We start from the raw sequence: 21,761 nt of genomic DNA, 5'->3' as shown, positions 1-21,761 counted from the left end.
CCTGGGCATCCTCCCATCTTTCCGTTCCCCCTCCCAAGCCCCGATCATCGGCGTGAAGTCGTCCTCCATCAGGCGGCGCCGGCCGGCGCCGCGCTCACCGGCGCGCATTCGGCCAGGAATGGCGTCGAGAATGTGACGTGGGCGTGATGGGGCCGCCTTGTCCGGCGCGGCCGGCCGCGGATAAGGTCGGCAATGTGCCTGACGATAATGGGGGGAACGCGTCTATCGCGGCGCGAAATGACGCCCCCGCGGACGAATCCGCGAAGAATTCGGGGGTGGCGGAGTCCGCCGCGGGCGCCCGGGAAGAACTCGCCCGCCGGTCGGCGTACGCGATCGCGGTGGCATTCTTCGTGCTCTACTCGGGCTACTCGCTGAGACGGCACCACCTGCTCAGGACCACCGGCTACGACCTCGGGATCTTCGAGCAGGCGGTGCGCGCCTACTCCCGGTTCCAGGCGCCGATCATTCCCCTCAAAGGGCCGGGCGTCCATGTGCTGGGCGACCACTTCCACCCCATTCTGGTGACGCTGGCGCCCTTCTACCGGATCTGGCCCGGCGCGCAGACCCTCCTGGTGGCGCAGGCACTGCTCATCGCCCTTTCCATCGTGCCCGTCGCCAGGCTGGCCGTCAGCCGGCTCGGCGTCGCCGTCGGGCTGTGGCTGTCGGCCGCCTACGCGCTTTCCTGGGGGATCCAGGGAGCGCTGGGATTCGACTTCCACGAGATCGCCTTCGCCGTTCCGCTGCTGGCGTTCGCGATGGTGGCGCTGGCCGAACGGCGCTGGCGCGCGGCGGTGGCGTGGACGCTGCCGTTGCTGCTGGTCAAGGAGGACATGGGGCTCCTGGTCGCGGCGATCGGCGGATATCTGTTCTGGCGCGGGCAGCGCCGGTCGGGCGCCGCGCTGGTCGTCGCCGGACTGGCCGCGGTGGTGCTGACGGTCAAGGTGGTCCTGCCGTTCTTCAACGACGGCCGGTTCAGCTATTCGGCCTATCTCGATCCGGACAAGGATCTGTGGTCGCTGGCGCTGTCGTTTCCCGCGGGGCTTTTCGAGAACCCGCGCAAGCTCGTCCTGCTGGCATTGCTGCTGTTGCTCACGGGAGGCGCCGCGCTGCGCACCCCGCTGGCGCTCGTCGCCGTTCCCGTGCTGCTTTCCCGGCTGGTGTCGACGAACCCGGTGCACTGGGAGGTCGGACGGGTCCACTACAACGCGGTGCTCATGCCGATTCTGTTCGTGGCGCTGATCGAGGTGCTTCCCGCACTGCGGGCCGACGGACGGCTGCGCATGCGGATATGGCGGCGAACCGCCATCGTCTTCCCCGGGATTTTCGCACTCATGATGCATCTGACCCCCTGGGGGATCACCAATCCGAACAACTACGCCGACACCCCGCACTACGCGGCGGCGCGGCGCGTGCTGGCGAAGGTGCCCGACGGCGTCGCGGTGGCGGCCGGGAACTCCGTGGCGCCGCACCTCACCGGCCGGTGCCGGGTGGTGATCTTCCCGCCCTCGCACGGCGAACGCGTCGACTGGGTGGTGACGGACACACGGGTCAGGACGATCGCGCCCAAGACGCTGGACCAGGAGAGCGCGGCACGGGCCGGTCTGTGGCCGCCGACGGCCGAACAGGTGCAGGCCGCCCTGCGGGCACTGCCGTCGCAGGGATTCACCAAGGTGACCGAGGACGACGGCGTGGTGCTCTACCGGCGGACGGCCGCCGCACCCTGACGCGGAGCCCCCTCCCGGGGCCGCCGCCACACGGCCCGGACGGCGAGCACCGTGGCCACCACCAGCAGCGCGTTGCGGAGGGCCAGCACGGCGATCGGCGGGAACCCGCCTTCTTTGAGCAGCGCCACCCACAGGATGGGGAAGTCCAGGTGCGTCAGCGCGGCCGCCACCAGGACCAGCGCCGCCGCGGGCCGCTGCCGGGTGCCCGCCGTCGCCAGGCACGCCGCGGCGACCCCCAGCACCCAGATCAGGTACTGCGGCGACAGCACCCGGCCGCCCACCACCAGGACCAGGACACCGGCCAGGACGGCGTCGGCGCCCGCGGCCGGGGTCCACTCCCGCGGATCGCGGCGCAGCACCGGCACGGCCAGCAACGCCAGGCCACCCAGAGTGATCACGAAGCTCGCCGCCAGGGCGGCGTCCACCCCCGGCCCGACGAGTTCCCAGGACCCGTACCGGTAGCGGACCTGCCCATCCCAGCCGAACCAGCGCGCCACGTTGATCGGGGTGGCGGCCACGGCCTCGATCTGCGCGCCGCGGTCGCGCTGGGACCGCAGGAAGCCCCACGCTCCGTCGCCCGCGATCGTGACCGCGCCCGCGACCAGCGCCCCGGTCGCGGCGCACGCGGCGGCCACGCGGATCATCGTGCGGTCGCGGCGCAGCGCGAGCGCCAGCGCCACCGGCCACGCCTTCATCAGCGCGCCCACCGCCATCAGGACGCCGAACAGGCGATGGCGGCCGAGCCAGAGCAGAGCCGCCACGACCGGGACGGTGACGAACAGATCGAAGCGGAACAGGCAGGTCGGGCCGAGCAGGAAGATCCCGGCGATCCAGCACCACGCCCCCGCCGGCGAGCGGTCCGCGCGCCGCAGCAGGTACAGGATCGCGAAGTCGGCGGCCAGCGCGCACAGCATGAAGGTGATCCCGTACATGCCGCCCAGGAACCTGGGCAACAGGATCGGCACGGCCGCCAGCGGCGGATACTGCCAGCGCACGTCGTCGTCGGGGAATCGTCCGTCGGCGAGGGCGGGGCCCCACTCGTGGTAGAGCACCGCGTCGCTCATGGTGCTGCTGAGCGGGTAGCCGGGCGCGAAGCAGATGACCAGCATGAGCAGCCGGGTCAGCACCCATGCCCAGATGAGCCGGCCACCGGTCCATCGTCGGCCGGGGCCGGTCGTCCGCCGAGGCGTCGTCTCGCGCCCGGCCCGGGGAGCGGCGGCCGCGTCCTCATGGGCGCGCACGGAGACCTCCGGGCCGGCGTCGTCGCTCATCCTGCCGCGGCCTCCGGTTGCGTGGCCCCGGCGGGCGACCCGCGGGAGCGGCGTCGCCGCAGGCGGGCGAACACCAGCATCGTCACCGCGTAGGCGGCGGCCGCGTAGAGGGCCCCCAGGATGAAGTCGATGACGTAGTGCTCGGCGAAGTAGACGATGCCCACCCAGACCGAGATCGGGTAGAAGGCCAGCCACCAGACGCGCCGCCAGCCGAAGCATCTGCCCATGAACAGCAGGAACAGCGTGGGGTACGCGGCGTGCAGCGAGGGGATCGCCGCCACGGGGTTGGGCGAGATGCGGTCGTAGATCGAGCCGTAGCCGTGCACTCCCAGGGACGCCCAGACGTCCCCGGCAATCCTCGCGACGGGCGCGATGTCCCCCTGTTCCGAGGCCATCCACGGCGGCGCCGCGGGAAAGGCCGCGTACGTGATGAACGCCGAGAACGACAGGACCACCAGGCTCGCCACGAACGGACGGTAGAGCGCGGGGCGCCGCCGCCACAGGTAGAGCGCCAGCGCGGTGGGCATCGGGAAGTGGAGTATGTACAGCAGATAGAAGTAGTAGTCGAACCAGCTCACCTGCCCGTCCCACAGGTGCGACTGGAGCCAGACCGTCGGCAGCGTCCCGCCGAACAGCCACCCGTCGACGTTGATCATCTCGTGGACGTGCACGTTGCCGCTGAGGTCGTCGGCGATCGCGCGGAACGAGTCGTAGACGGCCACCAGCCCGATGAACGGGCCGAAGTGCGTCAGGTAGGAGCGCGCCTCGCCCAGCAGCGTGAACACGGCCAGCAGGAGGAAGAACAGCACCTCGGGGTGCCAGAAGGGGAACTGCGCGAGCACGGCGACGGCCAGGAACGTCAGTGCGGTGAGCCGGGCGAGGGCCCGCAGCAGCGCGGTGACGGCCAGCTGTTCGGAAAGACGCGAGGGCGTGCCGCGGTGGCGGCCGGAGCGGCGGGCCTCGGACCGGCCGTCCGCGTCGGTACCCGTTCCGGCCATGGTCCCCATGCCGCGCAACGCTAACCTCGCGGAGGGCCGAAACGCAGGGCCCCCGGCCCTCAAAGCGCCGTCCGCGGGCATTGGGCCCACGGGCCCAGCACGGACCGTCCGGCCGCGGTCAGCGGCGGACGAGGACGGTCGCCAGGCGGTCCCGGTACAGCACGCGCCACGACGGGCTCGCCGAGAGGATCTCGGTGAGCGAGGCGCCCGTCTCCCACACCACGACCTCCACCCGGTACCGCTCGAACGTCGCCCGCCAACGCGCGTCGCCGTGCCGCACCTTCCAGTAGTTCACGGTGAAGGCGGTCGGATACATGTCGAAGCGGTCGTCCATGAAGACCCGCTGCCGCGGCCAGTACCGGTGGATGACGTAGCCGCTCCACGCGGGCGTGGTGAACAGGCGGCGTCCGAGCAGGCCCTGCCCTTCGACGGCGCGCATCGCGGCGACCGGATACTTGCTCAGGTCGAACGGCGGCTGGGCCAGGTCCCCCCGGGTCAGCGGGACGGCGAGGAGCAGCACCGCGGTGATGAGCGCGACGTCCAGGCGGGGGCGCCGGACGGGCGGCGGGGCCGCGGGCAACAGCCGGGCCGCGATCGGCAGGCCGACCAGAGAGGCGACGGCCGCGTTGCGCATGGCCCACAGGCCGAGCAGCAGGAACGGCAGCGCCACCAGGACGTCGCGCCTGGTCGGACGGGCGCGGGCCAGCGCCAGCACGGCGACGAAGACGACGATCCAGGCGGCGAAGGCCATGCCCGCCAACGTCCGGAAGTCGGGCGACTTCCACTCGTGGACGTACTGGAGGGCCTCGCCGCGCGTCAGCAGCTCGACGGGGAACAGCACCAGCCCGGCCCCGTACGGGTTGAGGAAGCAGGCCGCGAACGCCAGGCCGGTCGCCTGCAGGAGCCGGCGTTCCCGGTCCTTCCAGGGCGCGTGGCCGTCGGCCCAGCGGCCGAGCAGGTGCAGGGCCAGGTAGGCGAACCCGAGCGCGAAGCTGCCGTGGGAGTTGACCCACAGCCACATCAGGACCGGGAGCGCGATCAGCGGGCGGCGGCCCGCCGAATCCGGGATCTCCACGATCCACACCAGCGCCAGGAACGCCAGGACGCCCACGAACAGGGGCCGCTCCACCCAGTACAGCGACGAGACGTACAGCGCCGGAACCAGCACCACCACCGTCCGGCCGCGGCCTCCGGCGGCCCGGTCGGCCAGCCGGTAGGCCAGGTACGCGCTGGCCGCGCCGAGCATCCCGCACAGCACCCGGATCCCGGTCGGCCCCACCGATTCGGCGATGCCCGCGTAGAGGACCTCCACCAGCCAGGACTGCGCCACCCAGCGCGTGCCGGGGACGGTGTAGGAGTAGATGTCGGAGTGCGGAACGCCGTGCTCGAGGATCCAGCGTCCGGTGCGCAGGTGGGTGAGGAACGAATTGTCGTCGAGCCGTTCCATCCCCGCCGTCCATCCCAGAACCACCCAGATGAGCGCAGTCCGGGCACGTGCGAGCGCGGACCGTGTCGCGGTGGTCGTGGCGGGTGCGGTGTCGCCGGGGCGTGAACGCGGATTCTTCTCGTCGGCGTAGGAGGTGTTCACCTGACCGCGTTTCCCCCGTCGATGGTGGAGGACGTCCCCTGTTCGTCGTTCGTCCCGGTGTAGGCCGGACCCTAGTGGGGCGGCCGTCCGTCTCTCCAGGGCCCCGGGACCCAACCGCCGCCCCGGCTCAGCCGGGCGAGCGAAGGCGGCGCGCCACGCGGAGCAGGCCCCAGCCGCTCGCGGTCCCGGCGAGGGCCCCCACGAAACCGCTCCACGCGGACAGCGCGGGCCCGCTGAACAGGCCGTACACCAGCGCCAGAGGGATGAGCGCGGCGGGCACCGCGAGCGTCGCCACGGCGTGGCGGCGCATGTCGAACCGCTGCGGCCGGGGATGCGCCGCCCCGCCGAGCGCCGTCATCGCGGCGAACGTGAGCAGCATGGGCACGGCGTTCCACGCGATCCGGTCGGCGGTCGTGTCGTTCAGGCCGTCGGCGGCGGCGTCCGACCCGACGGCGGCCACCGTCGTCACCATGCTCGCCAGCACGAAGACGACCATGGCCGTCACCCACGCACGCAAGAGATCCACGATTCCCCCCTGATTTCGTGTCGCTTACCGTTCGGCCGCACCGTTCAGCCGCCAGGCCGCACCGTTCAGCCGCCAGGCCGCACCGTTCAGCCGCCAGGCCGCACCGTTCAGCCGCCAGGCCGCACCGTTCAGCCGCCGGGGCCGGGCACCACGGTGACGGTGCCGACGATCTGGTCGACCACCGCCGGCGGCAGCGTGGCGGGCCGTCCGGTGATCCGGACGACGGCCGACTCGCCCCGGCCGTACACCAGCACGACGTCGGTGCCCTTGGCCGGCTCCCCGGCTCCGGGGCCGTCCAGGTAGGTGTAGTCGACCCGGACGGCGTCGCGGGCGCCGGGAACCCGCAGGTCCCGGCGGGGGCCGCGGTCGTAGCGGGTGACGGTCAGCCGCAGCGCGGTGTCGACCGCGGCGGCGACGACACCGGCGTCGGCGTCGGACGGGCGCGGCACATCGCGGATCACCCCGACCCGCGCGTGGACCCGCGAGCCGTCGCGCAGTTCGGCCGCGAAGGGCCACCCCTCCGGCGGCTCGACCGGCAGCCAGCCGCTCGGGTGCGCGAGCGTCACCCGCCCGGCGGACGCCGCCGCGAAGCCCGAGGGCGTGCTCCGGGGCGCCGCGGCGCGGGCCGTGTCGGCGTCGTCACCGGATCCTCCGCAGCCGCCGGCCGATCCGGCGGCCAGCGCGATCGCGAGCGCCGCGCGCCAGGCGCGGGCACGCCGGCGTCGCATGAGGCGCGGCCGGGCGGGACGGCGCGCCACGGTCATCTCCGGCCTCCTCTCACAAGTCCAGCAGGGCCGCGACGGCGATGGCGGCGCCGATCGCCACCACCAGGGGGTACACAGCCAGCATCAAAACCAGGTGAACCCCGGCCCGTTCCGCGCCCCGGTACGGCCGGGCCGGGTCGTACACCACCGTGATGCGCTTCCCCGGCCGCGGCCCCGGGAAGGAGTACACCGAGCTGGTCACCTCTATCTCCCGCCCGTCGGGCGTGCGAAACCGGAACATCCCGGAGCGGCCGGCGATCCCGGGGGCCGTGCCCGCCGCGTCCGCCCTCCCGACGATCACGCCGGGGGCGCGGGCACCGCGCAGCTGCAGGCGCACCCGCTCGGCCAGCGACCACACGCCCGCACCGCAGACGAACAGCCCGAACAGCACGCCGACCAAAGGCCTGATCATCGTTCCTCCGCACCGCCGGGCATCGGTTCACCGGCACGCCTTGAGGTCCTTGTAGAGCCGCCTGCCGTCGGAGGTGGGGGCACCGAGGTACTGCGCGTTCTGCGCGGAGCGATCGGTGGTGGAGATCGCGAGGTTGGCGCCGAGCTGGAGGCCGAGCTTGATCGAGGCCCCGTAGCTGGCGTCGTTCCGCCGGTGCGCGTAGTCCACCCGGGAGGTCATGCCGTTCTGGAAGATGTTGCGCAGGAACGGGTGCGCGTCCGGCCCGGGATCCTGGGTGGGAGCCATGTCGTCCCAGGTCAGCGAGAGGTTGCGTGCTGCGGTGCCCGCGATCGGCACGGCACCCGACAGGTAGTCGGCGGCGTCCCGGCGCTGCTGCTCGGTGGTGATGGGCACGGTGGTGGTGGTGACGGTGGCGCGGCCGTTGACCACATGCGTCTGGGCAAGGGTGACCTTGGTGAGTCTCCCGTCCCGGTCGGTGGTCAGCGACATCGCGCCCATCGAGGTCACCTGGCCCTGGTTGCCGCCGACGACGTGCTGCTCACCGTAGTTGGTCTCGCCGCGCAGCATCATGGTGGTGGTGGTCTCGCCGGTGCGCTCGTTCTCCTCGACGACGAGCTTCTCGTTGCCGTCGACGGCGACCCAGGCGCGCAGGTTGGGCGAGACGCTGTCGGTTCCGCGCGAGTCGGGCAGCCGGTCCTGGAGGGTGGGCTTGCGGTGCCGCCCCTCGGGCTCGGTGGAACGGTCCGGCTTGCGGTGCCGGCCGCTCGGGGCCGGCCAGCCGATGCTGAGCCCCGCGTCCAGCGACGCGAAGGCGTCGATCTCGGTCTCATGGCGGCGGATGTTCGCCTCGGGGATGTCCGGGCCCGCGAAGGCGTCGTAGATGTTGCCGCCGATGTAGCCCAGGAGCCCGCCGTTGTTCTTGACCTCGTCGATGGTGTACTGCTCGACGAGGTCTCTCCGGAGCGCGTCGGCCTGTTCGTCGGCGTCCGGCCCGGTGAACTCCCAGGCGTCGCCGTTCCCCAGCCGCAGGTTGGCGCCCACGCTGGCGTCGGCGCCGATGTTGACCAGGTTGCCGCCGTTCAGGCCGATGCCCAGGCCGGTGCCGACTCCTATGGAGCTGCCGCGGATCCCGGTGATCCGGACGACGCGTTCGCCGGTGCGCGGGTCGATCGAGGTGGTGCGCATGAACGCCCAGTCCCTGCCGACCGAGAAGATGAGCGCCTCGACGGTGCCGGTGTAGCCGTCGACGGCCAGTTCGACGGTGCAGGTCGGTTGCATCACCAGGTCGGCGGGTGAGTGACACTTGCTCTCGTCGCCGCCGCCGGCGGCGACGCAGACGGCGTAGCCGATCCAGTCGCTGATCCGCGTGCCGAGCCCCGAGAGCGCGATGGCGCCCGTGCACGCGGCGATCAGCAGGACGACGAGGAAGTAGCTGAGACTGCCCTCGCCGGCATCACGACACTTTACTGAGACATTCACAAGATCTTCACCCAGCGACCATCCAAAGCGTCATGTCGCCGGAACGCGTGAGCCCACAGGCCCAAGATCGGACCCAAAACGGACAGCGGGGTGTCAACCGCTCAGGTGGTGGCTCCACAGCAGGAAGCACAGCGCGGCGCCCACCGTGAACATCAGCACGGCGCCCGCGACCTCGGTGACCGGGTGGGCGTAGAGGCGCGCGTCGGAGGGATCGCGGGCGTCGTACATGACGCGCACGCGCCGCCCCGGGGGCCGGCGGCGGCCGCTGTAGGCGGTGAACACCCGCTCGCGCGCGTCCAGGTCGGCGAAGCGGATCGTCAGGTCGTAGCCCGCGTCGGCGACGAGGGCGTCCGCGCACATCTCCACGACGCCCTCGGTGACCTCGGCGCGTCCGCGGAACCGGTAGGCGGCCACGAGCGCGACGGGCGCGGCCAGGACGAGCCCGGGTCCGCCCACGGCCAGCACCGCCGTCTCCAGCCACCCCGCGGGCACCAGCGACAGCGCCCCCGACAGGGCGTCGAACAGCACCAGCACCGCGGCGGCGAGACCGGCCAGGAGCAGCAGGCGGCGCAGCCGCCCGCGCGACGTGCCGCCGGTCACGACGCCAGGCGGGATCGGCGTGCGATCGACCAGCCCCCGGTCAGGGCGCCGCCGCAGGCGGCGCAGACCGCCGCCAGGGCGACCGCCGCGCGGCCGTCGCCCAGCGCGCCCGACTGCGTCACGACGGTGGCCAGCACGGGCCCGGCGCACACCAGCAGGTGGAACCGCACCGCTCCGCCGCCGCGCCCGCCGTCCAGCCGGCGGGCCGCGATCCGCCCGCCGGCCAGGCCCAGCGCGCCGTGCAGGGTCACCGCGACGGCCGACGACGTCCAGTAGAAGCCCGGCCCCTCCGCGACACCGGGCGCCGCGACCGCGACGACGGTGACGGCGGCCGCGGCCGCCGCCGCGCCCGCCAGCGTGACGAGGCCGCCCAGCAGGACGGCCCCCAGACCGCTTCGAGACCGCACCGGGAAGCTCCGTTTCCGGTCGTGCCGGTTATGCCGATCGGGCTAGTGATCCAGCCGGAAGGAATCGAATATCACCGGCAGCCGGGATCGCGCGGAACCGTTCTGGGGCGAACGCAACATGAATTCCAGGAGAACGTCGTCGTCGGTGAGCACGTAAAGACCCAGCAACGTGAACGGGACGCTCGCGCCGTTCTGGTCCTGCATTTCGTAGGTCGCCTCGAAACGATGGGCGCGGTCCGCGCCGTCGATCTCGACCGGCCGGTCCGCGGTGAGCCGGTAGCGGTGCATCGTCGCCAGCGCGCGGAACTGGCCGAGCTGGACGCCCAGGTCCTGCCGGTAGCCGTCGAGGCGTCCCACGTGGATCTGGCCATCGACGGCGCCGGACGGCAGCCGCGGCCCCACGAACATCAGCGTGGGGCGGCCGCGTTCGTCCTGGCCGTCCCGGCGCTGCCATCCGCTGGGGTAGGCGAACGAGTACGCGCCGGCGCGGTACTCGGTGAACCCCGCCGGGACGCGCGGCCGCTCGCCGCCGCCGCATCCCGCCAGCACGGCGCAGGCCAGCAGGACCGCCACCATCGGCGCGTACCTCACCGGCAGCCCTGCCAGGGCACCCATCCCTGTCCCTTCCTGTAGTAGTGCGCGCTCTGCAGCGAGTGCCGTTCGGCCTCGCGTCCGATCTCGACGAATCCCAGGCGGCGCCGGGGGGTGGACCCGCGGCCCTCCAGCTTGGTGGTGTCGCCGGTGTTGTCGTAGGTCAGCCGGCTCATGGTGCCGGCGCCGCCCTCCCACGCCCGTTCGACGGCGTCGGTGTCGCCGTCCCGCAGGTATCGGTCGATGACGGCGCGGTCCTCGGCCGACGAGTAGTCGAGGTTCTTCTCCGTCACGGTGCGCTGGGCGAACAGGATCCACTGGCCGCCCACGGTGAGCTGCCCTCGGTCGCCGACGCCGTTCTGCCCCGAGGTCCTGCCGTCGACCCGGACGTAGACGATGTCCTGGCCGTTCTGGATCTGGTTGATCCCCACGATGTCGCCGTCGCGGTCGTAGGTGACGCCCCACTGCGTGCCGCCGCGGTGCTTGTAGTTGAACCCGACACTGGGGTTGATCTTGATTTGCGCCCTCATCTGCGCGCGCTGCTCGGGCAGCAGGACGAAGCCGTTCCCGTACTGACCGCGCAGCTGGCGCTCGATCATGTCGAGGACCACGTCGACGCCCTCGTCCAGGCCCTGCTGCACCTGCCGCCGCACCGACGCGGGCAGCGTCCGCACCAGCCGGCTCACGTCGACCTGCACCGCCGCCTCGAACTCGCCGCGCTGGGTGAAGTAGTGGGTGGTCTGGCCGTTGGTGTTGTTGACGCGGCTCCCGGTCAGCAGCCAGCCGCGGCCCTTGAACGGCAGCTTCAGCTGGGCGGGCCCGGCGCTCACATCCAGGTCCGCGCGGAAGCCGCCGGTCAGGCCGCCGTCCATGTACTCCTCGGTCGGCTCGCGGTCCGGCTCGCTGCCGCCCATGAACCTGTCGATGTCGTCGCCGACCCACGGCAGCCTGCTGCCGAGCCACACGAACCCGCCGGTGAGGGGGTTGGTCCGCAAGGTGAACTTGACCTCGTTGCCGATGCGGTGGTCGCGCAGGTCGTCGAAGAACTCGCGGGCCTCCTTCTCGCTGGTGAAGCCGCCGTACACCTTCCCGTTGGTGATGGTCAGGCCGCCCCAGACCCCGCCGCCGGCCGGGCCGGCGCGCAGGCCGTCGGGCGTGCCGACCCCGCCCTCGCCCCAGGTGAAGTCCACGACCTCCCACGCGCGCCTGCCGTCCGGCCCGACGCGTTCGATGAGCTGCAGGGTGCCGCGGCTGTTGGTGCGGACGTCGACGTAGCGCAGGGGGATGCCGACCGTCTCCTCCAGGTAGTGGCTCTCCATGAAGGGGACGCAGCCGGTGGCCGGCTCGTCGGGGTCGCGCTGGGCCTGCCCGCGGCCGCCCCCGCCCGGCGGCCGGCAGTCCTGGACGAGCCCCGCCGACTCGCCGATCTGGCAGACCGCGGCCGCGATGCTCGAGACGACCCGGCCGCCGATGCCCGACAGCACCAGCGCCAGCGCCAGCGCCGCGCACAGCAGCGCGACCACCAGGTAGCTGAGCGGCCCCTCGCCCGCGTCGCGGCGCCCGGCCGTCCGCGCCGCCCCCCGACTCCATTTGCGCACGGCCGCCAAGTTGCCAGCGAAAGGCCGAAATCAATTGAGCCCGCGGGCCCATTCCAAGACCCAAAGAAAAGGCGAAACCCGGCCGTCACATTCGATTTCCCGGCCGTTGTTCGAGAATTAACTCCGAATGCCGGGAGAAAGTCGGAAGGATATGCGCCGCGGCGCCGCCGGGCAATATCCGGCCCGCCGGCGGGGCGGCGCGCACGGGCCCCGTCCGCCGCGGCGGCCGGGCGCCCGCCGCGCCGCCGCACCCGCGCACCGGGCGATTTGGGTCCCCGGGCCCTGTCGCTGCGGCGCCGGCGTCCATAGAGTCCTCACCGGTCCTTTGTGATCTCATGTGGTCTCGATCTCGACTGGGGGACACGGTGAGAGCTGGACGATGGCGTGCGGTCAGCCGCGACGAGGGCTCGACGCAGATCATCCTCCTGGTCGCGATGGTGTGCGCGTTCGGCCTGACGCTGATGGCCATCCAGGTCGCCCGCGCCAACGACCTGCGCTCGCAGGGACAGATCGCGGCGGACGCCGCCGCGCTCGCCGCGGTCACCCCGATGCGGGACGCCGTCCTGGACGCCGCCCGCAACGGGCAGCTGCCCAGCGGCATCGGCCTGTGGACGATCGCCGACAACGTCAACGCCGACAACACCCCCTTCGCCGAGGCGGCCCGCGACTACGCCGGACGCAACGCCGCCGAGCTGCGCGGCGACGTCGAGCCCTCCGGCGCGCTCGGCCACACCATGAAGGTGTCGGTGCAGACCAAGGACTGCGTCATCAAGGACGAGGACGAGCTGACCGCCAAGGACCGCCAGGACCTCGCCAACCGGCGCAACCTGTGCACCGACAACCGCGGCCGCACCGGAATCATCAAGGGCCGCGGCACGGCCGACGCGATCGCCGAGCTGCGTCTCCCCGAGTGCGAGTACCGGAACACCGGCGGCCGCGGCTCCGAAGAGGCTCCGTTCTTCGACGAACTGTGGTGCGACAACGTCCGGGTGTGGAGCGACACCCAGGGCCCCGCCCCGCGCGACCGGGTCATCCGGCTGTTCAAGATCCGGCTGGTGGGCAAGGAGGACCCGGTCAAGTACACGGGGATGCCCGAGAACGGCCTGCCCTCCGGTCCCTACGTCAAGGGCGAGTGCGCCAAGGACAAGCAGCCCGACCCCAGCATGCCGTTCGGGCACCGTGTCATCGCCTGGGCGCGCTGCTGGTTCGGCACCCCCTACTCCTGGGGCGGCGGCACCCCGGCCGGTCCGAGCAAGGGCATCTGCTGCTCCCCCGGCGGCTACAGCGGTGCCAACACCGTGGGCTTCGACTGCAGCGGCCTGACCCTGTACGCGGTCTACCAGGCGTCCGGCGGCCGGATCACGCTTCCGCACTACACGCTGTCGCAGCTCAGCGACCCGCGCGGGCGCAGGGTCTCCCAGAGCGAGCTGCAGCCGGGCGACCTCGTCCTCCCCAACCCCGGCCATATCGGGATATATGCGGGCGGAGGAAGATTCATCGAGGCACCACAGACGGGCGACGTCGTCAAGGAGTCGACCCTGGCCGGGCGAGGCTTCTACGGCGCGGTGCGGTTCGGCTGACGGCACCCTCCAGGCCGCGCTCGGGCGCGCGGCGTCCGACGGTCACGACGGACGCCCGCGCCCTGTCCGGCCGGCACCCGAGGCTTCCGGCAAGTCCCGGCGCTTCGGGCTCAGGCCCGGCGGGCGCGGGCGCGCCTCACCCGCGGACCCAGAACGAGGACTCGACCTTGGGCATGCCCACCGCGTCGAACTCCTCCTGCGGGGCGCGCACGGTGAGGTCGAGCATCGTCCCGCCGCTGGTGAGCGCGTAGATGTCGATGCTGCGCACCCGGGCCGTGGCACCGGTGGAGGTCTTCTCCTCGTACTCGCTCTCCAGGCGCCACGCCTGCTCGGCGCCGGGCACCTTCACATCGCCCTGGCGCACGATCCGGCGGCCGTTGAGCTGGTTCAGCCCGCGCGCCTGGGCCTTCATGGCGTCCATGCCCCCGCCGAAGCGGTCGGTGCGCGACACGATGACCTGCCCCCGGTACGCACCGCTCGCGGCGGCCGGTCCATGGACCTCCACCAGCGGAGCGCCGCGCTCGTCCTTGTCATGGGTGACGTTCCAGCCCTGCGGATACGCGAAGCTGTAGACGTCGCCCTTGTAGGTGGTGAATCCGGCCGGGGGCTTGGGAGGCTCCTCCTTCCCGGAGCACCCCGCGAGCGCCACCAGCAGGGAGCACGCCAGCGCGGTCAGCCGTACCACCGGATCACCCTCCTTCGATTTCCGGCCCACCGGCACGATCGGGGCCGAGATCAGCATCGCCGAGCCCAGCGCCCCGAGCAAGATTTCACAAAGTTCTCCGCCGTCTACGACCGTTCCCCGCGCGCGGTGAACCGGGCGTAACCGAACACCCCGGCGACGCTTCCCGCCAGGGTCACCACGAGGTAGAAGGCTCCCCCGATCCAGTCGTCGCCGAACAGGGAGGGGACCGCGAGCAGCGACACCACCAGCAGCGGCCCCGCCGGAGCCAGCACCGGCCGCCGGCCCGACGGCGGCAGCCGGCGGGCGGCCAGCCCGCCCGCCGCGGCCGCGCCCAGGGCCAGCACCAGCCCGCCCACCAGCGCGTACCCCCAGAAGAACCGCTCGCTCAGCAGCGTGCCGGTGGACAGCGAACTGATGACCACCACGCCCAGCATCAGCACCACGAGCGTGACGACCATGACCAGCGCCCCCTCGACGACGGCCCGCACCGGGGAGTTCACCGCACCACGTCCATCAACGATGACAGTCGGTCCACGGAACCCATCCCCTGCCGTTCTGCCAGATCTCGGCGCCGGTCAGCGTGGTCCGGCTGTTCTCTCCGTCGTAACGTATGGCCCCGCCGAGCTTCCCAACGAGGTTCTCCAGGCCGCCCGACCGGCCGGAGACGAGCTCGTCGTAGGTCAGCCGGGTCATGGTGCCCCTGGTCCGGAACAGGGAGTCCACGAGCTGTGCCTGACGGTGCGAGGACAGCCCGACGGCCCCGACCCGTTGCAGCACCCCGGCGGTGAACAGGGCCGTGGCGGCGCGCCTGTGCATGGGGTCGGACAGATCCAGCGAGGAGGTGCTGACCTGGCGTCCCCCGTCGATCGGTATCTGGCCGGTCGCCGGGATTTTCACTTTGCTGCCGCCCCCGCCGAGGTTGATGTTCCCCCGGCCCCGCAGCGTCCACGACGTCGTGACCTGCCGCGTGAATCTGACCGGGGTCCCTTTGGAGTCCAGCATGTACTGGTAGTCGTTCTGCGCGATGAGTTCCACGGTGGCCCCGAGTTTCACGCCGTTGGCCACGCTCCGGTTCACGTAATCGCGCAGTTTGGCGGGGATCTCGAAGTGGGGGCCGAAGTGGGTCATCCCGAGCAGTTCCAGCTCGTTCAGGACGGCCTGGGCGCCCCGCCGCGTGACCTGCTTCGGCAGCTTGCTCAGATCGACGGTGAGGGTGGGATCCGACAGCACCCTGTCGCGCATGTTCACGATCCAGTTGCCGTCCCTGTCGTGCTGGACCCCGAGCAACGACCAGCCGCGGCTCGCTGCCGAGAGGTCCACGGCGCCGATGTTCAGCCCGGGGTTGAGGCCGCCCGCCGGTCCTATCTCCACCGCCGTGCGATCTGCCTCCGGCAGATGGCCGCCGATCAGGTCGCTGAGCCAGTCCCCCACCACCGGCACGCTCAGCAGGGGGAGCACGACAGGGTGGTACCGCACGGCCTGCCTGGCCCGTTGCTCGGCGTACCGCCGCGGGAAGTCCCGGGCCTCCTGCTCGTTGTCGAAGCTGTAGTACTGGGTGCCGGTGACGTTGCCGCCGAGCCACATGCCGCTGACGAGCGGCAGGTCGGGCGTCTGCACCCCGCCCTCCGTGAAGGCGCCCACGGACACCACCCACCGGTCGCGCTTCCCCGGAGCGACGACCTTGCCGATCGTGTAGAAGACCCGGATGCTGCCGCGCAGGTTCAGCACCTGCGCCGGCACCACCACCGTGAGGTCGTGGTAACCGCCGCTGCCGTCGGCGGTGCACACCGGATCGGGACGCGTGACGGGCTGGACCGGCGGATCGGGCGACGGTCCCGGCGGCGGCCACGGCCCGGGCTCCTCGCAGCCGGCGACCAGCCCCCCGGCTCGGGCCACGTTGCAGACGGCGAGGCCGATGTCCCGGGACACCCGGCCGCCGATGTTCGACAGCACGAGCGCCAGCACCACCGCCACGATGAGGAGAATCGCGGCGAGATAGCTGACAGGCCCTTCCCCGAGTTCGCTTGATCGTCCGGCTCGCTTCACCTGAAGGCCACTTGGCAGCACGCCGCGAACATTATGATCATTTTGATGTGCAGGCGTGAGCCCCCGGACCCCAATAGGGGACCCTGACCGGTACCGCGATCGCGGCCCGGGCGCCGCGCCGAATCCGGCGGACTCCCGCGCCCGAGGGCGTGCGCACCGGCCCGGCCGGCTGTTTCCTCACCGCCCGGGGCGTGCGGCCGACGGGCTCGTGCACCCCGCGGCGGCTGGACGCCGGGGGCGAGGGGTCGCCGTCCTATCCCGCGTTCACTGCGACCACGGCTGCCACACGAAGATGACCAGCCAGGTGACCACGGCGCCCAGCACCAGCAGGACGGCGGACTCCACCCAGGCACGGGCGGCCGTGAATTCCAGATGGGCGTTCTCGGGCCGGGACGGGTCGTACAGCACCCGCACGACGGCACCATCGTGGTGGCGGCTCTGGCCGCCTTCCTTGAACGTGAACTCCCGGCCGTCCGGGACGCGGTAGCGGATCTCCAACTCGAAGGACCCGCCGCTGCCGTCGTGCGTGCGTTCCTCCCGGCTGCCGATCACCACACCCCGCGTCGGCACGGCCGACCGGCGGAAACGCAACCGGTGCATCAACCTGATCGGAGCCGAGAGCACAAGCGCCGGGCCCATCACCACGAGCAAGATCTTGAAGAAGGTCTCCACCGTCTACGACCGTCCTCCGCGCGTGGTGAACCGGGCGGAACCGAACACCCCTGCGACGCTCCCCACCAGAGTCACCACAAGGTAGAGGACTCCCGCGCCCCAGTCCTTCCCGAACAGCGACGGGACGGCGACCAGCGACACCACCGACAGCGGCCCGGCCAGAGCCGGCAGGGTCCGCGCCGACCCGGACGGCAGCCGGCGGGCGGCCAGCCCGCCCGCGGCGGCCGCGCCCAGGGCCAGCACCAGCCCGCCCGCCAGCGCGTACCCCCAGAAGAACCGCTCGGTCAGGAGCGTGCCGGTGGACATGGAGCTGATCATCACGACGCCGAGCATGAGCACCACCAGCGTGGCGGCCATGACCAGCGCCCCCTCGGCGACGGCCCGCACCGGGGGGCTCACCGCCCCCCGCCGATCAGCGATGACAGTCGTCCCACGGCACCCATCCCATACCGTCCTGCCAGATCTCGGCCTTGGTCAGCGTGGTCTGGCTGTTCTCTCCGTCGTAACGTATCGCCCCGCCCGTCTTACCAAGGTTCTCCAATCCGGCGGACAGCCCGGAGACGCCCTCGTCGTAGGTCAGCCGGGTCATGGTGCCCCTGGTCCGCAGGAGGTTGTCCATGATCGCCCCGGCAGGGGTGAACTGGGCGGACACCGAGCCGGCCCCGGACTGCTTGGTGAGCATCCCGCTCGCGAACAGGGCGATGGCGGCGTTCCTGTGCGTGGGGTCGGACAGATCCAGGGAGGAGGTGCTGACCTGACGCCCCCCGTCCAGCGGTATCTGGCGGGTCACGGGAACTTCCACCTTGCCCTTGCCGTCGAGGGTCACGTTCCCCCGGCCGCGCAACGTCCACGACGTCGTCAGGTTCCGGGTGAACTTGACCGGCTTCCCGCTGGAATCCAGCATGAACTGGTACTCGTTCTGGCCGATGAGTTCGACGGTGGCCCCGATCTTCACGCCTTTGGCCAGGCTCCTGTTGATGTAGTCGCGCAGTTTGTCGGGGATCTGAAATTCGGGACCCAGCTTGGCCTTCCCGGCCAGTTCCAGCTCCTTCAGCACGGCCTCGGCGCCCCGCTGCGTGACCTGCTTGGGCAGCTTGCTCAGATCGAAGGTGAGGGTCGGGTCGGACAGGACCCTGTCGCGCATGTTCAGGATCCAGTTACCGTCCTTGTCACGCTGCACGCCGCTCAGCGACCAGAGGCGGGTGGCGGCCGAGGCGTCGAGGCCGCCCAGCTTCAGCTTGGGGTTGAGGCCGCCCGCCGGTCCCGCCTCCACCGAGTCGCGATCGGGTTCCGGCAGCCCCTGGCCGCCGAGCAGATCCTTCAGCTTGTCCCCCAGGAACGGCACGTTCAGCAGGGGCGCCACGAGAGGGTGGTGGCGCAGGGCCTGCTTGGCCCGTTCCTCGGCGTACCGCTGCGGGAAGTCCCGGGCCTCCTGCTCGTTGTCGAAGCTGTAGAACTGCATGCCGGTGACGTTGCCGCCGGCCCACAGGCCGCTCAGGAACTTCAGGTCGGGGGCCTGCACCCCGGCCTCACCGAAGGCGCCCACGGCCACCGTCCACCGGTCGGGCTTGCCGGGGGTGACGATTTTGGCCATCGCGTAGAAGACCCGGATGCTGCCGCGCGCGTTGACGTAACGCACCGGCACCACCACCGTGAGGTCCTTGTAGCCGGCGCTGCCGTCGGCCACGCACACCGGCGCCGGGCGGTTGACCGGGCGAACCGGCGGGCTCGGAGACGGACTGGGACTTCCCGACGGACTCGGGCCGCCCGTCCCGGACGGGTTCGGGCTTCCGGACGGCCCCGGGCTTCCGGAGGGGCCTGGGCTCCCGGACGGACTTGGACTCCCCGACGGGCTCGGGCCGCTGGACGGGCTGGGTTCACCCGTCCCCGGCGGGCTCGGGCTGCCGGACGGGCCGGGGCTCCCGGACGGACTCGGATCACCCGTCCCCGACGGACTCGGATCACCGGATGGGCCCGGACTGCCGGACGGGCCCGGGCTTCCGGACGGGCCTGGGCTTCCGGTGTCCGACGGCCCGGGGCTGCCCGACGGGCTCGGGCTCCCCGACGGGCTCGGGCTCCCGGAGGGGTTGGGGTCGCCCGTTCCGGACGGGCCGGGGCCGGTGGACGACGGCGAGGGGCCGGTCGGCCCGCCCGTCGGCGTGTCGCGGGCCTCGGGCCGTTCGCCTCGGTCGCCGTCCTCGCAGCTGTCGACCAGCCCGCCGGCCTCGCCGATCTTGCAGACGGCCAGATCGATGTACCGGGTCACCGTTCCGCCGATGCCCGACAGCACGAGCGCCAGGACCACCGTCAGGATCAGGAAGGTGACGGCGATATAGCTGAGGGGGCCCTCACCGAGTTCGCCGGTTCCTCCGGCTCGATTCACCTGACGGCCACCTGGCAGCACGTCGCGAACGCTATGATCAGTTTGTTCTATGCGCGTGAGCCCCTAGGCCCAAAATTGGGCCCAATAATAGGTCCCGAGTCCGTATCGCACTATCATTACGCGCGCCGAGCCCGACCCGGCCGATTTTTGGGCCCGAGGGCCCGTGCGCATCGGCCCGTTCACCTGCTTACCTGGCTGTTTCGGGGGATGGCGTTCGACCGACGGGATCGTGCATGCTGCGACGGCTGGGTGACAGGGGCGAGGGTTCCCTCTCCTACATCGCGGTCGTACTCCTCATCGGCGCGATCGCCGCGGCGGTGACGGTGGTGGCGCTCCCCGACACGGTTCTGGGAGACATCCGCGCCGCCGCGTGCCGGGTCAGTGGCGGTGAGCGGTGCGAACGGCACAACGGCGGCAACGACCGGACGCAGCCGTCCGCGACCCCCACGGCCTCCCCGGCGGTGGCAAGTGCGACGCCCACACCCTCGACCGGCGACGGCGCCCCTCCTCCGGACGACGACTCCCCCGAGGCCCAGGAGTACCGGGCCGCGCAGGACGCGCTGAGCCGCGCCGAACAGGACCTGACAGGCCTGGAAAGCGAGTGGTCGAACTTCGACCTGCTCGCCGAGATCGGCAAGCTCGGTCTGGACTTCCTGGCCGGGGACATCATGAACTGCGTCAAGAAGCCGAACTTCAGCGACTGCGCGTGGGCCCTGATCGGCGTCGTCCCGTGGGGCAAGATCGGCAAGCTGCTGAAGTCGATCCCCAAGGTCGTCAAGCTCGTCGACCGGTTCCTCGACCTCAAGCGCCGCCTGGACAAGGCGCGCAAGGCCCGCAAGGACGCCCACGACCGCCTGGGCCGCGCGCGGGAGGCGTGCGAGCGGCGCAACGCGGCGGGCAACAGCTTCACGCCGGGAACGCCGGTGCTGATGGCCGACGGGACGCGAAGACCCATCGAACGCGTGCGGGTCGGCGACCTCGTCTGGGCCGCCGACCCGCGGACCGGCCGGGTCGGGCCGCGCCGGGTCACCGACCGCATCGTCGGCACCGGCGACAAGAGCCTGGTGGACCTGGTGGTGACCTCCGGCGGATCGCTCGGCGGGCCGACGGCACGGCTGACGGCGACCGCGAACCACCCGTTCTGGGTGGCGGGCTCGCAGGACTGGATCGACGCCGGCCGGCTGGTCTTCGGGGACATGCTGGTCACGCCGGACGGCCGGCGGGCCATGGTGGTCGACAAACGGCTGCGCCGGCAGCGGCAGCAGGTGTTCAACCTCACCGTCGACGGTCTGCACACCTTCTACGTCGCGGCGGGCGGCGACGACCTGCTCGTGCACAACTGCACTGACCTGGACAAGCACGAGGAGCCGCCGCGCGGGCAGCCCCGCGGCGACCACCAGCTGGGCCACACGATCCGGGACCACGTCGACGTCACCGACCAGGACCTCATCGCCCACGCGCGGGATCCGCGCAACACCCAGGGCTTGGCGGGCCGCTGGAAGGACAAGGACACCGCCCAGCAGGCGATCAACGAGGCCATGGCCAACCCGAAGCTGCAGCCGCAGATCCAGAGGTGGCTCAAGGAAGGCAGGAACGGGCGGCAGACGCTGGAACTGCCGGTGCAGCAGCACGGGAGCGGCTCGCTGGGCGACATCGCGAACAAGAACGGTCAGATCAACGCGGCCGGAAACAAATTCAAAATCATCCTGCACCGCGCCCAGGATCCCAAGCACAAACCGGGCTGGTATATTTACACGTCCTATCCGGTCCCCTGATCTCAGCGAGTGGTGGCGGCATGGAGGAAAGGGCGGACGACTTCGGAATCACCGCGCTCGCCGCGGGCCGCTTCCACGCGGTGTGGTGGTCGCGTCACCCGACGTCCGACGAGATCATCGCGCAGGCCGTGCGGGAGGAAAGCCCCGTCCCGGTCATCGAGCAGGACGTGCACGACGCGACGCTGCTGGTCGAGTCGCCCCTGACCGGCGGGCAGCTCGCGGCGCTCTGGACGTCCGCCACCGACGGCTACCACGACGTCACCGCCGAGGGGCGGGACGGCCGCCAGTGGTTCCAGCGGATCATCGAGATCCTGACCCCGGCGCTGGACGCCGCGGGCGTGCGCGTCTCGACCGAGGGCGCGCTGGATTTCCGTCCCGAGGTGGCGGACCCGGTGGCGCGGGTCGTGCGGCGTTTTTCGATTACATCGAACTTCGCCCGGCCGGTCGAGGAGGATTTTCTGCGGCAGGCCCTTGAGGACCTGGTACGGGCGGGGCTGCCAGAACTCGCCCTGCGATTCTTCATCAGCCTCGCGCAGACGCACGACACGCCGATAACGCGGGACCTCTACGCCGAAATAGAGCGGGCGTCCGTCCCGTTCGGCTACGGCGTCTTCATCCTCCAGCGTCTGGAGCACCTCATCACCGACTGACCGGCGTCCGCG

General features: G+C 71.7%; 21 protein-coding genes. 4 read left to right on the top strand and 17 right to left on the bottom strand.

The window, feature by feature from the left end; all coding sequences use genetic code 11:
• The first annotated feature begins 275 nt into the window (after window positions 1-275).
• Window positions 276-1,724, top strand: a complete 1,449-nt coding sequence (locus ABZ801_RS28075; protein ID WP_360703228.1) for a DUF2079 domain-containing protein — start codon at window positions 276-278, stop codon at window positions 1,722-1,724.
• Here the strand turns inward: ABZ801_RS28075 and ABZ801_RS28070 are convergent.
• The 11 genes from ABZ801_RS28070 to ABZ801_RS28020 all read right to left on the bottom strand — a co-directional run bounded on the left by ABZ801_RS28070 (window position 1,697) and on the right by ABZ801_RS28020 (window position 11,958).
• Window positions 1,697-2,995 (bottom strand): glycosyltransferase 87 family protein, encoded by a 1,299-nt coding sequence (locus ABZ801_RS28070; protein WP_360703225.1) that lies wholly within the window; start codon window positions 2,993-2,995, stop codon window positions 1,697-1,699. The two genes, ABZ801_RS28075 and ABZ801_RS28070, sit on opposite strands and share 28 nt — an antisense overlap.
• Window positions 2,992-4,002 (bottom strand): phosphatase PAP2 family protein, encoded by a 1,011-nt coding sequence (locus tag ABZ801_RS28065; protein WP_360703222.1) that lies wholly within the window; start codon window positions 4,000-4,002, stop codon window positions 2,992-2,994. Before ABZ801_RS28065 ends, ABZ801_RS28070 begins: the two co-directional genes overlap by 4 nt.
• A 109-nt stretch (window positions 4,003-4,111) precedes the next feature.
• Complete coding sequence (locus ABZ801_RS28060) at window positions 4,112-5,440, bottom strand: hypothetical protein (RefSeq protein ID WP_360703219.1); 1,329 nt, start codon at window positions 5,438-5,440, stop codon at window positions 4,112-4,114.
• A 268-nt stretch (window positions 5,441-5,708) separates the two neighbouring features.
• On the bottom strand, window positions 5,709-6,107 hold the full coding sequence (locus ABZ801_RS28055; RefSeq protein ID WP_360703216.1) for a hypothetical protein: 399 nt from the start codon (window positions 6,105-6,107) through the stop codon (window positions 5,709-5,711).
• Between the two features lie 128 nt (window positions 6,108-6,235).
• Window positions 6,236-6,871: a hypothetical protein gene (locus tag ABZ801_RS28050; RefSeq protein ID WP_360703213.1), complete on the bottom strand. Its 636-nt coding sequence runs from the start codon at window positions 6,869-6,871 to the stop codon at window positions 6,236-6,238.
• 13 nt (window positions 6,872-6,884) lie between these two features.
• A complete protein-coding gene (locus tag ABZ801_RS28045; RefSeq protein ID WP_360703211.1) occupies window positions 6,885-7,283 on the bottom strand; it encodes a DUF3592 domain-containing protein in 399 nt (132 codons plus the stop codon).
• 27 nt (window positions 7,284-7,310) lie between these two features.
• Window positions 7,311-8,762, bottom strand: coding sequence for a hypothetical protein (locus ABZ801_RS28040; RefSeq protein WP_360703208.1), 1,452 nt, complete (start codon window positions 8,760-8,762; stop codon window positions 7,311-7,313).
• A gap of 93 nt (window positions 8,763-8,855) precedes the next feature.
• A complete protein-coding gene (locus ABZ801_RS28035) occupies window positions 8,856-9,362 on the bottom strand; it encodes a DUF3592 domain-containing protein (RefSeq protein WP_360703205.1) in 507 nt (168 codons plus the stop codon).
• Complete coding sequence (locus tag ABZ801_RS28030; RefSeq protein ID WP_360703202.1) at window positions 9,359-9,769, bottom strand: hypothetical protein; 411 nt, start codon at window positions 9,767-9,769, stop codon at window positions 9,359-9,361. The genes ABZ801_RS28035 and ABZ801_RS28030 overlap by 4 nt, the downstream gene beginning before the upstream one ends.
• Before the next feature lie 42 nt (window positions 9,770-9,811).
• On the bottom strand, window positions 9,812-10,384 hold the full coding sequence (locus ABZ801_RS28025; RefSeq protein ID WP_360703199.1) for a hypothetical protein: 573 nt from the start codon (window positions 10,382-10,384) through the stop codon (window positions 9,812-9,814).
• Complete coding sequence (locus ABZ801_RS28020; RefSeq protein ID WP_360703196.1) at window positions 10,357-11,958, bottom strand: hypothetical protein; 1,602 nt, start codon at window positions 11,956-11,958, stop codon at window positions 10,357-10,359. The genes ABZ801_RS28025 and ABZ801_RS28020 overlap by 28 nt, the downstream gene beginning before the upstream one ends.
• A gap of 365 nt (window positions 11,959-12,323) precedes the next feature.
• Here ABZ801_RS28020 and ABZ801_RS28015 point away from each other — a divergent pair, with 365 nt between their 5' ends.
• Window positions 12,324-13,538, top strand: a complete 1,215-nt coding sequence (locus ABZ801_RS28015; protein ID WP_360703193.1) for a C40 family peptidase — start codon at window positions 12,324-12,326, stop codon at window positions 13,536-13,538.
• A 136-nt stretch (window positions 13,539-13,674) separates the two neighbouring features.
• Here ABZ801_RS28015 and ABZ801_RS28010 read toward each other — a convergent pair whose 3' ends face one another.
• The 6 genes from ABZ801_RS28010 to ABZ801_RS27985 all read right to left on the bottom strand — a co-directional run bounded on the left by ABZ801_RS28010 (window position 13,675) and on the right by ABZ801_RS27985 (window position 18,628).
• Window positions 13,675-14,304, bottom strand: coding sequence for a hypothetical protein (locus ABZ801_RS28010; protein ID WP_360703191.1), 630 nt, complete (start codon window positions 14,302-14,304; stop codon window positions 13,675-13,677).
• A gap of 23 nt (window positions 14,305-14,327) precedes the next feature.
• Window positions 14,328-14,723 (bottom strand): hypothetical protein, encoded by a 396-nt coding sequence (locus ABZ801_RS28005; RefSeq protein WP_360703188.1) that lies wholly within the window; start codon window positions 14,721-14,723, stop codon window positions 14,328-14,330.
• A gap of 13 nt (window positions 14,724-14,736) precedes the next feature.
• Window positions 14,737-16,197 carry a hypothetical protein gene (locus tag ABZ801_RS28000; protein ID WP_360703185.1) on the bottom strand — a complete coding sequence of 487 codons (1,461 nt, stop codon included), beginning with the start codon at window positions 16,195-16,197 and terminating at the stop codon, window positions 14,737-14,739.
• A gap of 336 nt (window positions 16,198-16,533) precedes the next feature.
• On the bottom strand, window positions 16,534-16,941 hold the full coding sequence (locus ABZ801_RS27995; RefSeq protein WP_344944261.1) for a DUF3592 domain-containing protein: 408 nt from the start codon (window positions 16,939-16,941) through the stop codon (window positions 16,534-16,536).
• 3 nt (window positions 16,942-16,944) lie between these two features.
• Complete coding sequence (locus ABZ801_RS27990) at window positions 16,945-17,340, bottom strand: hypothetical protein (protein WP_360703182.1); 396 nt, start codon at window positions 17,338-17,340, stop codon at window positions 16,945-16,947.
• A gap of 13 nt (window positions 17,341-17,353) precedes the next feature.
• Entirely contained in the window at window positions 17,354-18,628 is a 1,275-nt protein-coding gene (locus ABZ801_RS27985) for a hypothetical protein (protein ID WP_360703179.1), read from the bottom strand.
• A gap of 929 nt (window positions 18,629-19,557) precedes the next feature.
• Here ABZ801_RS27985 and ABZ801_RS27980 point away from each other — a divergent pair.
• Window positions 19,558-21,099 carry an RNase A-like domain-containing protein gene (locus ABZ801_RS27980; protein ID WP_360703176.1) on the top strand — a complete coding sequence of 514 codons (1,542 nt, stop codon included), beginning with the start codon at window positions 19,558-19,560 and terminating at the stop codon, window positions 21,097-21,099.
• 20 nt (window positions 21,100-21,119) lie between these two features.
• Entirely contained in the window at window positions 21,120-21,749 is a 630-nt protein-coding gene (locus ABZ801_RS27975; RefSeq protein ID WP_360703174.1) for a hypothetical protein, read from the top strand.
• The last annotated feature ends 12 nt before the right edge of the window (window positions 21,750-21,761 follow it).

Origin of the sequence: Actinomadura sp. NPDC047616 (assembly GCF_040642915.1) — a bacterium.
Lineage (GTDB): Bacteria > Actinomycetota > Actinomycetes > Streptosporangiales > Streptosporangiaceae > Spirillospora > Spirillospora miaoliensis.
This window is presented reverse-complemented; position numbering and strand designations above follow the sequence as displayed.

Excerpts from the sequence above, each read along its gene's own strand:
- ABZ801_RS27980 (WP_360703176.1), top strand. The coding sequence starts at position 19,558 with ATGCTGCGACGGCTGGGTGACAGGGGCGAGGGTTCCCTCTCCTACATC.
- ABZ801_RS28025 (WP_360703199.1), bottom strand. The coding sequence starts at position 10,384 with ATGGGTGCCCTGGCAGGGCTGCCGGTGAGGTACGCGCCGATGGTGGCG.
- ABZ801_RS28050 (WP_360703213.1), bottom strand. The coding sequence starts at position 6,871 with ATGACCGTGGCGCGCCGTCCCGCCCGGCCGCGCCTCATGCGACGCCGG.
- ABZ801_RS28060 (WP_360703219.1), bottom strand. The coding sequence starts at position 5,440 with ATGGAACGGCTCGACGACAATTCGTTCCTCACCCACCTGCGCACCGGA.
- ABZ801_RS28045 (WP_360703211.1), bottom strand. The coding sequence starts at position 7,283 with ATGATCAGGCCTTTGGTCGGCGTGCTGTTCGGGCTGTTCGTCTGCGGT.
- ABZ801_RS27975 (WP_360703174.1), top strand. The coding sequence starts at position 21,120 with ATGGAGGAAAGGGCGGACGACTTCGGAATCACCGCGCTCGCCGCGGGC.
- ABZ801_RS28065 (WP_360703222.1), bottom strand. The coding sequence starts at position 4,002 with ATGGGGACCATGGCCGGAACGGGTACCGACGCGGACGGCCGGTCCGAG.
- ABZ801_RS28070 (WP_360703225.1), bottom strand. The coding sequence starts at position 2,995 with ATGAGCGACGACGCCGGCCCGGAGGTCTCCGTGCGCGCCCATGAGGAC.